The organism is Halomonas sp. KM-1 (assembly GCF_000246875.1).
Lineage (GTDB): Bacteria > Pseudomonadota > Gammaproteobacteria > Pseudomonadales > Halomonadaceae > Halomonas > Halomonas aerodenitrificans.
Map to the genome: position 1 here is coordinate 69,152 of NZ_BAEU01000118.1, position 12,833 is coordinate 81,984.

The 12,833-nt window shown below is 66.6% G+C and carries 10 protein-coding genes; 5 read left to right on the forward strand and 5 right to left on the reverse strand.

All coding sequences use genetic code 11. The annotated features are described in order from the left end of the window. Positions 1 to 76: 76 nt before the first annotated feature. From B8115_RS13670 to B8115_RS13690, 5 genes are all read right to left on the reverse strand, one after another. On the reverse strand, positions 77 to 1,396 hold the full coding sequence (locus B8115_RS13670) for a DEAD/DEAH box helicase (protein WP_010628376.1): 1,320 nt from the start codon (positions 1,394 to 1,396) through the stop codon (positions 77 to 79). 154 nt (positions 1,397 to 1,550) lie between these two features. After that, positions 1,551 to 2,078: a helix-hairpin-helix domain-containing protein gene (locus B8115_RS13675; RefSeq protein ID WP_010628377.1), complete on the reverse strand. Its 528-nt coding sequence runs from the start codon at positions 2,076 to 2,078 to the stop codon at positions 1,551 to 1,553. An 80-nt stretch (positions 2,079 to 2,158) separates the two neighbouring features. Then, a complete protein-coding gene (locus B8115_RS13680) occupies positions 2,159 to 2,746 on the reverse strand; it encodes a membrane integrity-associated transporter subunit PqiC (protein ID WP_010628378.1) in 588 nt (195 codons plus the stop codon). A gap of 58 nt (positions 2,747 to 2,804) precedes the next feature. Then, positions 2,805 to 4,481, reverse strand: coding sequence for an intermembrane transport protein PqiB (gene pqiB, locus B8115_RS13685; protein ID WP_010628379.1), 1,677 nt, complete (start codon positions 4,479 to 4,481; stop codon positions 2,805 to 2,807). Continuing rightward, the gene (locus tag B8115_RS13690; RefSeq protein WP_010628380.1) at positions 4,478 to 5,824 is read right to left on the reverse strand and encodes a paraquat-inducible protein A; all 1,347 of its coding nucleotides are present in this window, start codon (positions 5,822 to 5,824) and stop codon (positions 4,478 to 4,480) included. The genes pqiB and B8115_RS13690 overlap by 4 nt, the downstream gene beginning before the upstream one ends. Before the next feature lie 141 nt (positions 5,825 to 5,965). On the opposite strand from B8115_RS13690, the gene B8115_RS13695 reads away from it, so the two are divergent. From B8115_RS13695 to cydC, 5 genes are all read left to right on the forward strand, one after another. Continuing rightward, the gene (locus B8115_RS13695; RefSeq protein WP_026038120.1) at positions 5,966 to 6,946 is read left to right on the forward strand and encodes a calcium/sodium antiporter; all 981 of its coding nucleotides are present in this window, start codon (positions 5,966 to 5,968) and stop codon (positions 6,944 to 6,946) included. Positions 6,947 to 7,239: 293 nt separating this feature from the next. Then, positions 7,240 to 8,652, forward strand: a complete 1,413-nt coding sequence (locus B8115_RS13700; RefSeq protein ID WP_010628382.1) for a cytochrome ubiquinol oxidase subunit I — start codon at positions 7,240 to 7,242, stop codon at positions 8,650 to 8,652. A gap of 3 nt (positions 8,653 to 8,655) precedes the next feature. Further along, positions 8,656 to 9,666 (forward strand): cytochrome d ubiquinol oxidase subunit II, encoded by a 1,011-nt coding sequence (gene cydB, locus B8115_RS13705; RefSeq protein WP_010628383.1) that lies wholly within the window; start codon positions 8,656 to 8,658, stop codon positions 9,664 to 9,666. A gap of 4 nt (positions 9,667 to 9,670) precedes the next feature. After that, positions 9,671 to 11,347, forward strand: a complete 1,677-nt coding sequence (cydD, locus tag B8115_RS13710) for a thiol reductant ABC exporter subunit CydD (RefSeq protein ID WP_010628384.1) — start codon at positions 9,671 to 9,673, stop codon at positions 11,345 to 11,347. Between the two features lie 2 nt (positions 11,348 to 11,349). After that, a partial coding sequence (gene cydC, locus B8115_RS13715; RefSeq protein ID WP_010628385.1) for a thiol reductant ABC exporter subunit CydC occupies positions 11,350 to 12,833 on the forward strand: 1,484 nt, incomplete at its 3' end.

Below are 12,833 nucleotides of genomic sequence, written 5' to 3' on the forward strand. Positions count from 1 at the left end.
GTGTTACGCCAGACCGCCGACTGTTCAGTTGGGCGTATACGATCCCACAATCGCCGCTTTCGACCAAGCCTGGCCGTCAGGCGCGACGCGTGCGCTGGCCGCGGCTGCGCCGACGACGCGGCGCCTGAGCGTCGCCGTTGGCGGAATTTCCGCCGCTGTTGCGCTGGCTTGTCTGGCCGCTGCCGGCACCCTGGCGTGGCTGTCCCGAGCGTCCGCCGCGGCGATTGCGACCGTTCTCGATCGGCTCCGGCTTGGCATTGGGATCGGGCTCGAAGCCGGGCTCGATGCGCTTCTCCAGATCGCGCTTGATCAGACGCTCGATGCCCTTGAGCAGGCCGTGTTCGTCGACGCAGACCAGCGAGATGGCCTGACCTTCGCTGCCGGCACGGCCGGTACGGCCGATACGGTGGACGTAATCCTCGGCCACGTTGGGCAGCTCGAAGTTGACCACGTGAGGCAGCTCGCTGATGTCCAGGCCGCGGGCGGCGATATCGGTGGCCACCAACACCTGCAGATCGCCGCTCTTGAACGAGGAGAGCGCACGGGTGCGGGCCGACTGGCTCTTGTTGCCATGGATGGCCATGGCCGGGATGTCCTGCTTGGAGAGCTGCTCGGCCAGGCGGTTGGCGCCGTGCTTGGTACGGGTGAAGACCAGTACCTGATGCCAGCCGTGCTGGCTGATCAGATGCGCCAGCAGCTCGCGCTTCTTCTCGCGGTCGACACGATAGATCGCCTGATCGACTGTTTCCGCGGTGGTGTTGCGGCGAGCCACTTCGATGCGCGCCGGATTGTCGAGCAGCTTGTCGGCCAGGGCCTGGATCTCGTCGGAGAAGGTCGCCGAGAACAGCAGGTTCTGGCGCTTCCCGGGCAGCAGGCGCAGCACTTTCTTGATGTCGTGGATGAAGCCCATGTCGAGCATGCGGTCGGCTTCGTCCAGCACCAGGATCTCGACACGGGAGAGATCCACGTGCTTCTGCTGCTGCAGGTCGAGCAGGCGGCCGGGGGTGGCCACCAGCACGTCGAGGCCGGGGCGGATGGCATCCACCTGGGGCTGCTGGCCGACACCGCCGAAGATGACATGGCTGGTAAGGGTAAGGTGGCGGCCGTAGTCGGACACGCTCTCGCCCACCTGAGCAGCCAGCTCGCGGGTGGGCGTCAGTACCAGTGCGCGCACCTGGCGCTTGCCGGGGCGCGGGCCGTCGGCCAGCCGCTGCAGCATCGGCAGGGTGAAGCCGGCGGTCTTGCCGGTGCCGGTCTGAGCGCTGGCCAGCAGGTCGCCGCCCTTGAGCACGGCGGGAATGGCCTGGAGCTGGATCGGGGTCGGGGTGGTGTAACCCTGGGCCTCGACGGCACTCAGCAGTTCGGCACGCAGGCCGAGTTCGGAAAAGAGGGTCATGCGGTCTCCGCAGATACGTCTTCGCCGCGCCATGTGCGATCTGCACATGGCCAGTCCCGGGCCAAGACGTGAGAAATTCGGTTCAGGGGCGCGGCAGGAGGGACCACGAGTCGCCGCGTGCCGGCATTATGCCAGCTTATGGTTCGCACTGCAGCTATTCTGCCCGGGTTTTCCTCATGGCTTCGAGTTCGCGCTTGAGTCGGGCGAGAACGGCTGCGTTCAGCCCTTCGATGTCATCGAGTGCATCGGGTTCCCATTGACAGAGCCGCTCGGGATCGCTGATGCCGTGCAGGAAAAGCACTTCGGCGCTTGCCGGGCCGATGCCGTCGAACTGGGTGAGCCCTTTTGCATGACGAGCGAGCAGCGTACGTCGCTGCGCCTCGTCCAGATGCTGCCAGCCGCCACGCCGGTAAAGGTCGCAGGCCAGTCGATCCAAGCCGAGTCGCAGGCGTTGCACGAGCGGGCCGGTCACCTGGGAATCGAACTCTGCCAGGGCCGTATCGAGCTCATCGAGACATTCGACGCTGGTCAGTAGGCTCTCGACGGCTTGCTGCGGGGAGTCCGCGTCGAGGGCAGCCAGCAGGTCATGCTCCAGCCGCCTGACGAGGCTGAGCAGCGTCTCGGCAGTTTCGTGCTCGATGGCGGAGTCCGTAGGTGTCGAGGTATCTGTCTTGGCCGACATGGTTCGTCCTTGCAAGCGTTTCGGTTCCAGTACCGGGTCCGGCTCTATGAGACTAGGCGATAACTACCGCTCCTACACGCCTAACGATAGCGCACGACGCCATCGGCGATCTCGCTGGCCACCCGGTCCCAACTGCGCCCCAGGGCGCGGACCAGGGCGGGATAGCCGTCGTCTTCGAGCTGCGTCTCGACATGGAAGCGCTCCATGGCCAGCAGGCGGCCGTCCGCTGCCAGCAGCTGCCACTGTCCACTGGCGATGGCCAGGCCGTCATGACGTCCCTGGAAGCGATCCACCTCGAGGCGCAGGCGCAGGGCCTCGCTGCGCCCGAGGCTGGCCTCGTCGCGCATGATGCGGGTGTCGGGTAGCTGCTCCGCCAGGCGTGCCCGCAGGCTGCGCTCCAACTGGCGGCCCAGCGGCTCGGCCCACAGGTGCTGTCGGGCGGCATTGAGCGAAATGTCGTCGAGCTGCAGCACGATGCCGTCGACGTCCAGGTAGTGGGCCAGCCGCGGCGGCTGCACGATCAGCAGGTGGCCCGCCGCCGGGCTGCCACCCGATGGCGCCGTGGCGCTATCGGGCAGCATGTAGCGGTTGGCCGGGGTGGTGGAGGTGGCGCAGCCGACGAGCACGAGCAGGCTCGTCAGCAGCGCGAGCCGGGACATCCACTTCATGCAGCTCTCCGTTTCCATAGGTTGCGTTCAACATCGTTCACTGGCGTCTGCCTCTCGTTCAGTTGCCTCGCGGCGCTCTCGGCACCGGATCCTCGGTGTCCAGGCTGTCGAACAGCAAGGCGCGAGGATTCTCGTTGAGCGTGCGCGTCACCGGCTGCAGGTCGCGCATCAGGCGCTCCAGGCGCTCGGCGGTGGCGGTCAGCTCACGATAGGCGCCGGAGTCGGGCGAGAGGCCTTCCAGCGTCTCGCGCAGTGCTTCCAGCGAGGCATTGAGATTGCTCGGCAGGTTGCGCGTGCTCGGGTCGTCGAGCATACCCTGTAGCGAGCTCGTCAGGCCGCGCACTTCGTCCAGCATCGCCTCGGAGGCGCTCAGGTTGCGCCCGAGACCGGCCAGCAGCGGCTCGACTTCCAGTGCGTTGAGCTTGTCCAGCAGCGCGGTGATCTGAGATTCGATCTGGGCGAAGCCGGCCGAGGTGGTGGGGAAGACCGTACGTTCGCTGAAGGTCTCCGCCACGTACTGTTCCGCCTCGTCGCGGTAGAAGTTGATGTCGACAAACATGGCGCCGGTGAGCAGGTTGCCCGACTTCAGCGAGGCGCGCAGGCCAGTACCGAAGAGACGCTTGAAGCGTTCGTCCCACTCTTCGAGATCGAGCTGCTGATTCTCGATGCCGAGCCGCTGCGGCTCGATGCGAATCAGCACCGGGATGGCGAAGCCGTTGCGCGTACCCGGCTGCTCGGCGGTGAACTGCCAGGGCACGGCGGCCACGGTGCCGACGCGTACGCCGCGGAATTCCACCGGCGCACCTCGGGAGAGCCCACGCACGCTGTCCTCGACCAGCAGCACGTACTCAAGGTAACGGTTGAAGGTGCCCTGGCGGGCACTCTCCTCGTCGGCATAGAGGTTGAAGGTGGCATCGTTCTCCACCGGCCTGCCGCGCGGCAGGTCTTCCGGCTCGCCGAAAGTGACGCCGCCGCCGAGCAGGGCTTCGAGCGACTCCACGTTGACGCGGATGCCGTCGGCATCGAGACGCAGGTCGATACCGCTGGCCGACCAGAAGCGGGTGCTGTCTGTCACCAGGCGGTCGTAGGGGGTCTCGATGAAGACACGCTGATGCATGCGCCGCGCATCGGCATCGAAATCGACTTCCTCCACGCGGCCCACGGTGTAGCCCTGATAGGTCACCGGATCCCCCGGGCGCAGCGAGTTGCCGAGCTGACTGATCAGGTTGATGCGCAGTCCTGGCGCATCGGCGGAGGCCACGGGCGGCTGGTCGCTGACCTGAAACTCGCGCTGGCCGGGCTCGCCGCTGCCGGGCTGGAGCTGAATGAAGGCACCGGAGAGCACCGTGCCCAGGCCGCTGATGCCTTCGCGTCCGATGCGTGGTTTCACCACCCAGAAGCGGCTGCCTTCGGTGAGCATGGCGTCGGTATTGGGCGCCATGCGTGCCGTGATCACGGTATGAGAGAGGTCCTCGGAGAGCTGTACGCGCTCGACCCGGCCTACCTCGACGTTACGGGTCTTGATCAGCGTGCTGCCGGCCTCGATGCCCTCGGCATTGCTCATGGTGAGGGTGATCAGCGGGCCACGGCTGCGATAGTTGTCGTAGACCAGCCACAACCCGATCAGGATCGCCACGATGGGCACGATCCAGATCGGCGACAGGCGTCGCTGCGGGGTGGCTCTGGCGCGGTGCATGTCGCGGGTGGCCCCGTCGTCACGAGGGGTATCGCTCATCCAGAGGTTCCTTGCGTAGTGTCCGGGTCATGCGCCGGGGGCGTGTCCCAGATCAGTCTTGGGTCGAAGGTCATGGCGGCCAGCATGGTCAGTATCACCACTGCACCGAAGGCCAGCGCCGCGGGGCCGGGGGTGACCGACATCAGCGAACCGGCACGAATCAGGGCCACCAGGATGGCGACCACGAAGACGTCGATCATCGACCAGCGGCCGATGAACTCGGTGACGCGATAGAGCCAGGTGCGGCTGGCGGCATTGAGCTCGCCGCTGCGCTTGACCACCAGACACAGCCAGGAGAGCGCCACCAGCTTGCCCACGGGAACGATCACGCTAGCCACGAAGATCACCGCGGCGACCGGCCAGGAGCCCATCTGGATCAGCTCCACCACGCCGCCGATGATGGTCGAAGGGCTGCTGTGGCCCAGGCTGGTAGTGGTCATGATGGGGTAGACATTGGCCGGTATGTACATCAGCGCGGCAGTGGCCAGCAGAGCCCAGGTGCGTTGCAGGCTGTGCGGCAGGCGGGCGCGCAGCCGTTCGCCGCAGCGACTGCAGTGGCCACGCCCGTTGGCATCTAGCCGGTTGACCAGGCCGCAGGTGGGGCAGCCAGTCAGACCCTGTGCGGCGGCGGTGGTTCCGGTACGGGCGCCCTCAGGCGCCTGGGGCTCGCCGGCCAGCGAAAACCACATCCAGTCCGAATCGATCGACTGGGTGGTGAACAGCAGCAGCAACGCGAAGGCGCAGAAAGCCCAGAACGAGAGTCCCAGCTCGATCTGGGCCAGGCCCGCCACCTTGATCAGGCTGACCAGCGCCCCGATGATGAAGACGTCGGCCATCATCCAGGGGTTCAGATGGGCCAGAGAGCGGGCAATGGCACGGCTGGCAGGAAGCGGCTGGCCCTGCAGCAGGCCCAACTGCAACCAGATCACGCCGAGCAGGTAGAGCCCAGGCAGCACGGCGATGGTCAGGATCACTGCAATGGCGACCAGCGGCTGGTGAAAGCCGATCAGGGTGGTGGCCGTTTGCGTCAATTCGATGCGGTTGCCAATGCCCCCTGCGTTGAAGCTGACGAAGGGGAAGGAGATCGCCAGCAGCAGGGCAACCATGGCCGCCAGCGCCAACGCCATGCTGCGCTGAGCCGGACGATGGTGACGCGTAGCCAACGTGTGGCCGCAGCGAGGACAGTCCGCCTTCTGGCCAGGCCGCAGCGGCGGCAGGGCCACCAGCCAATCGCACTCGTGGCAGGCGCGCAGGCGTCGACGCGAAGTACGTACCTCGGGCGGTGCCTGGTCGACCTGAGGTTCACCGGGAACGGGCAGAAAGCGGAGGGGCTGATTGAGCACTTGAGCGACGACTCGATGACTGAGATAAGCGAGGGGCACGCTGTCATTCAAATGATGCAGGCCATACGGAAGTGTGACACGTTGACGTCGTGCCTACCATATACAAACATTCGACCCTGAATGTTCCCCGAGGAGATGAAATTGTTGCTTCCCCTGGTTGCCGTGGCAGCAGGCTTGGTGCTGTTGGTGTGGAGCGCGGAGCGCTTCGTGGATGGGGCGGCAGCGACATCGCGACGGTTGGGGGTGTCGCCGCTGCTGGTGGGTATGCTGGTAATCGGTTTCGGTACCTCGGCGCCGGAGCTGATGGTGTCGGCGCTGGCCGCGGGGCAGGGCAACCCGGGGCTGGCGCTGGGCAACGGTTATGGCTCCAACATCGCCAATATCGGCATGATCCTGGGGCTCATGGCGGTCATCACGCCGCTGGCGGTGCACTCCAGCGTGATTCGCCGCGAGCTGCCGCTGCTGGTCGGCGTCACGCTGCTCTCGGCGCTGCTGATGTGGGGTGGCATGATCGGGCGGCTCGAAGGCAGCCTGCTGCTGACGTTGCTGGCCGCCATGATCGGCTTCAGCATCTGGCAGGCTCGGCGTGACGGCAGCGATGCGTTGGCGACCGACACCGAGGAGAGTCTGGAGGCGCATCCCATGTCGCTGCGTGCCGGACTGATCTGGACCTTCGTCGGCCTGGCCCTGCTGGTGCTGAGCTCGCGCGTGCTGGTGTGGGGCGCGGTGGAGATCGCCCTGGGCTTCGGCGTCAGCGACTTGATCATCGGCTTGACCATCGTGGCTGTCGGCACCTCGCTGCCGGAACTGGCTTCCTCCATCAGTGCGCTGCGACGCGGCGAGCACGATCTCGTGGTGGGCAACGTGGTGGGTTCCAACCTGTTCAACACCCTGGGTGTGGTAGGCCTTGCCGCGGTGATACGCCCCATCGAGGTGGGCGGGGAAGTGCTGCTGCGCGACTGGAGCCTGATGACGGTGATGACGGTACTGATGACGGTATTCGCCATCGGCTGGAAGGGGCGTCCGGGGCGCATCAACCGGCTCGAGGGGGCCATGCTGCTGGCGATGTTCGTCGGCTATACCGCGTTCATGGTGCGGTTGGTCGTGCAGGGCGGTGGGTAGCCCACGGTCGGCTGCGACAACCCGACACAGATGAAGGTGCATCTGCATCGAGTAATCTTTATCGCACAAGCACAAGACGTAGCGGAATGCATTGACCTGGAACAGCATTGTGTCGTGTAGGCTTTTGTAAGCGAGTAAGCCTCACCGCACTCCCTGTTCTAGGCTCTAGCTGTGTGTCGAGGTGGAATGCGTCACGCCATGTCCAGGAGGGACATGGCCGAAGCCCAACAACGCACTCCCTGTGCCTTCGCATGCCTCGAGACGTCGACTCTTCTGCAGCCAAGAGGTACGTCATGGAGCTTGATCCCGTACTGCTGTCGCGTATTCAGTTTGCCTTTGTCGTCTCGTTTCACGCCATCTTTCCGGTCTTCACCATCGGTCTGGCGTCCTACATCACCTTGCTGCATGCGCTGTTCTACAAGACGCGCAATCCGGCATGGGACCGTCTGGCCTATCTGTGGACCAAGGTGTTCGCCGTCGCCTTCGGTATGGGGGTGGTGTCGGGCATCGTGATGTCCTTCCAGTTCGGCACCAACTGGAGCAACTTCTCCCAGGCCAGCGCCAACTTCATCGGGCCGTTGCTGAGCTACGAGGTGGTCACCGCCTTCTTCCTCGAAGCCGCCTTCCTCGGCGTGCTGCTGTTCGGCCGGGGGAGGGTGCCACCGGGGGTGCACCTGTTCGCCGCCGCCATGGTAGCGCTCGGCACCTTCATCTCGACCTTCTGGATCCTGGCGGCCAACAGTTGGATGCATACACCGGCGGGGGTCGAGTTCACCGACGGTGTGTTCCGTGTCACCTCGTGGTTCGAGGCGATATTCAACCCCTCGTTCCCGTATCGTTTCGCCCACATGGCCATGGCCTCGTTCATCACCGGCGGCTTCGTCGTAGCCGGGGTCAGCGCCTGGTACCTGCTGATCGGGCGCGACGTGGAGGCCAACCGCAAGGCGCTGTCGATGTGCATGTGGCTGCTGCTGGTGCTGACGCCGACCCAGGCCTTCGTCGGTGATCTGCACGGCCTCAACACCCTGGAGTACCAGCCGACCAAGCTGGCGGCCATGGAGGGCAACTGGGAAACCAAAGAGGGCGCTCCCTTCCTGCTCTTCGCCTGGCCCGACCAGGCGGCCCAGCAGAACCGTTTCGAGATCGGCATTCCCTACGCGGCCAGCCTGATCCTGACCCACGAGCTGTATGGTGAGGTGCCCGGAATACTCGAGGCACCACCCGAGGAGCAGCCGCCCGTCGCCCTGGTGTTCTGGTCGTTCCGGGTGATGGTCGGCATCGGTTTCCTGATGATCGCCGTCTCGCTGGTGGGGCTCTATTTGCGCCGCGGCGGCAGGCTCTACCAGTCGCGCCGCTACCTGCAGACCCTGCGGCTGATGTCGGTGACGCCCTTCATAGCCGTGCTGGCCGGCTGGATCACCACCGAGTCGGGCCGGGCACCGTGGCTGGTCTATGAGTTCATGACCCATGCAGAAGGGGTGACGCCTTCGCTCACCGGTGGCATGGCTCTGTTCACGCTGATCGGCTACGTCACCGTCTACGGCATCATCTTCTACGCCGGCACCTACTACCTGACGCGAGTGATTCGCTACGGCATGGAGCCGAAGGAAGAGGAGAAGATGGTCGACGACTTCGAGACGCCCAAGCGGCCCTGGTCGGCGACCCACACGCCCTTCGACGACAATCCCGCCAAAGGGGAGAGCTGAGCCATGGAAATGTTCGATCTGTCCTTGATCTGGGCGCTCATCATCGGTTTCGGCATCATGATGTACGTGCTGATGGATGGCTTCGACCTGGGGCTCGGTATCCTGTTTCCGTTCGCCCCGGACGAGGATGCCCGCGACGTGATGATGAACACGGTGGCACCGGTGTGGGACGGCAACGAGACCTGGCTGGTGCTGGGCGGGGCCGGTTTCCTGGCCGCCTTCCCGCTGGTCTATACGGTGTTCCTGCCGGCGCTCTATATCGGCGTGTTCCTGATGGTGGCCGGCCTGGTGTTTCGCGGGGTGGCTTTCGAGCTGCGCTTCAAGTCGCGCCGCGAGCGGCGCGGGAGGAGGCTCTGGAACCTGGCCTTCAGCGGCGGCTCGGCGGTGGCGGCTTTCGCCCAGGGCGCCGTGGTGGGTACCTACATTCAGGGCTTCGAGACCCAGAACGGGGTCTTCGTCGGCGGCGCCTTCGACTGGCTGACGCCGTTCACGGTGCTCACTGGCATCGGCATCATGGTCGGCTATGCGCTGCTGGGCACCACCTGGCTGATCCTCAAGTCGGAGGGCTACATCCAGGCCTGGGCCTACAAGCTCACGCCGCCGCTGCTGCTGGCGGTGCTGGTGATCTTCGGCATCATCAGTATCTGGACGCCGCTGGTCAACGAGGTGGTGTGGGACCGCTGGTTCGGCCACCTGCAGGTGATCTGGATCCTGCCGGCGCTGACGCTGCTGTGCATGTACGGCGTCTATTGGGCGGTAAAGCGCCAGCGTGAGCTGCTGCCGTTCATGGCCACGCTGGGCATGTTCTTCTTCACCTACCTGGGGTTGATCGTGAGCAAGTGGCCCTGGCTGGTGCCGCCCAACTACACCATCTGGGACGCCGCCTCGGCGCCCGAGTCGCAGCTGTTCCTGCTGCTCGGCGTGCTGTTCGTGCTGCCCTTCGTGCTGGGCTATACCTTCTGGTCCTACTGGGTGTTCCGCGGCAAGGTGCGTGCGGGCGAGGGTTACCACTGAGCCCATGAGCCACGACTCCCAGGTGTCGCCGCGGCGCTGGCTGGCGGCGCATGCCGCTCGTCAGCGCGGCTGGCTGGGGCTGGCCGCCCTGACGGGTATCGCGGCCGGTGCGCTGACCGTCGCCCAGATGGCCCTGCTGGCGTGGATCGTCAGCCGCCTGCTGGTGGATGGCGCGCCACTGGCATCGCTCACCTCGGCCTTCCTAATGCTGGTGGCGGTGCTGGCGACCCGAGCCCTGTGCCAGTGGGGGCAGGAGCTGAGCGGTCAGCTGGCCAGCCTGCGCATTCGCCACGCGGTGCGCGCCGAGCTGCTCGACCATCTTGCCGCGATGGGGCCGGTTCGCGCCGGCGCCCGCCATTCCGCGGGGCTGGCCAACCAACTGGTCGAGCAGGTCGAGGCGCTGGACGGCTACTTCGCACGCTTTCTGCCCCAGCTGCGATTGTGCGTGGCCATTCCGCTGCTGATTCTGCTCGTCGTGCTCTGGCTCGACTGGCTGGCGGCACTGTTCCTGCTGCTTGCCGCACCGCTGATCCCGCTGTTCATGGCCCTGGTGGGGATGGGGGCGGAGCGACTCAATCGCGACCAGTTCGTCGCCGTGAGTCGCCTTTCGGGGCACTTTCTCGACCGCGTGCGGGGCATCGCCACGCTGCAGCTCTTCGGCCGCACCCGTGAGGCGGCCACGGAGGTGCACGCGGCGGCGGACAACTATCGCCGGCTCAGCATGCGCACCCTGCGGGTGGCCTTTCTCTCCTCGGCGGTGCTCGAGTTCTTCGCTTCGGTGGCCATCGCCGTGGTGGCCATCTACGTGGGCTTCGGCCTGCTGGGCTACATCGAGTTCGGCCCGGCCGAGGAGCTGACCCTGTTCAGCGGGCTGCTGGTGCTGCTGTTGGCGCCGGAGTTCTTCCAGCCGCTGCGCACCCTGGCCCAGCACTATCACGACCGGGCCGCGGCCCTGGGCGCCGCCGATGGCATGCTGGCCCTGCTGAGCGAGCCGGTACGGCCCGCGCATGAGTCGGCAGGTGCGCCGCCGGTAACGGGGCGCTATGTGGCGCTGGAGGCGGTAACCCTGGCTCATCCTGGGCGGGGGCAGGTATTGGGGCCGCTGGATGTGGTCGTCGAGAAGGGCGACATCCTGGTCGTCACCGGGCCGTCGGGGGCCGGCAAGTCGGCGCTGCTGCAGCTGCTGGCGGGCTTCGTGGCGCCGGCATCGGGGCAGCGCCAAGCTGCGGCCGACTTGAGAATCGCCTGGATGGACCAGCGCCCGCTGCTGATTCACGGCAGTCTGGCCGAGAACCTGCGCCTGGCGGCCCCGCAAGCCAGCGACGCCGAGCTAGAGCGCGCCCTTGTGCACGCCGGACTGGCCGAGCTGGTGGCGGCGCTACCACAGGGCATCCATACGCCGCTGGGCGAGCGAGGCTCGGGACTTTCCGGCGGGCAGGCGCAGCGCCTGGCGCTGGCGCGGGTGTTTCTCTCGGATGCCGAGCTGGTGCTGCTCGACGAGCCCACCGCCAGCCTGGACGAGGAGACCGAAGCGCGCGTCATCGAATCGCTGCGCCGCCTTGGCGACGAAGGCAGGACGCTGGTCATCGCCACTCACCACCCCGCACTGATGGCCATGTCCAGTCGCCGCCTGGCCTTGCACGAAGGGCGGGAGCAGGCCGTCGTGGCGGCGGGAGGTTGAGCATGTCGAAACGCTCATTGCGTACTACCTTCGCCCCTTGGCTGCGTTTGCTGGCCCAGCGACGTGGGCGGCTCGCCATCGGCGTGCTGCTGCTGATCGTCACGGTGTTCTCGGCGGTGGGGCTGCTGACTCTATCGGGCTGGTTTATCGCCGCCAGCGCGCTGGCCGGCATGGCGCTGGCCCTGGGCATGGCCGTGGCGTTCGACGTCTACGTGCCGGGCGGCGGTATACGTTTCTTCGCCGTGAGCCGCACCGTGGCTCGCTATGCCGAGCGGCTCTACAACCATGACACCGTGCTGCGCCTGCTCGCCGATCTGCGCCATCGCCTGTTCGTGGCCATGGCCCGGCTCGACGACCGCAGCCTGGCGCGTCAGCGTGCCAGCGATTGGCTCAACCGTCTGACCGCCGACATCGATACCCTCGACGGCCTCTATCTGCGCCTGCTGGCGCCACCGATGGTGGCACTGGCCGCCATCGTGCTGCTGGCCGCCTTCCTGGCGCTTTGGGTGCCCATGGTCGGGCTGGCCGTGGCGGCGCTGCTGGTGCCCACCTGGGCGTGGCTGACGGCCGGGCAGGCGTGGCTGGGCATGGCGTCGAGCCGGCGTCAGGTGGCGCATCTTCAGCGCCTGCGCAGCCAGGCCATCGAGCATCTCACCGGCCTGGCGGAGCTCGAGGCCTACCGCAGCCGCGACTGGCATCGACAGGGCTTTTTCGAACGTGAGGAGAAGCTGTCACGGGATCAGCAGCGCACGGCCGGCGTGGCGGGGTTCGGTGTCGCCCTGGTCAACCTGATGGTCGGGCTGGGCATGGTGGCGGCCCTGTGGCTGGCGGCGGCGGCCTGGCAGCAGGGCATGATTTCAGGCGCCGTGATGGTGATGATGCCGATTGCGGTGCTGGCCCTCGGCGAGGTGCTGGCGCTGCTGCCGACCGCCTTCACCCAGTTGGGGGCGAGCCGCGGCGCGGCCGAGCGCCTCAACGAGGTGGAAGAGGCGGGGCAGGCGGGACAGACGGGACAGGCCAAGGTCAGCGCTGGGCATGCTCAGCTTCCCACAGGGGCCTTCAGCGTACGGCTACGTGGGGTAGGCCTCCACTACCCGGGGGCTCTCGTGCCGGCGCTGCAGGATCTCGATCTTGTACTGGCTCCCGGGGAGCGCCTGGCCCTGACCGGTGCCTCGGGGGCGGGCAAGAGCAGCGTGGCGGCGCTGCTGACTCGGCGGCTGCCGCCCAGCCAGGGGGAAATCCTGCTGGGCGATATTCCCATTGGCGAGATCGATGAAACGTCGCTGCGCGAGCGCATCGCCATCCTCGGCCAGCGCATCGATCTGTTCCAGGACAGCCTGGCGAGCAACCTGCGGCTGGCGGCGCCGGAGGCCGTCGACGCGCAGCTCTGGCAGGCGCTGGAATGGGTCGAACTGGGGCAATGGGCCGAGGCGCTGCCGCAGGGTCTGGCCACGCCGGTGGGAGAAGGCGGGCGGGCACTCTCCGG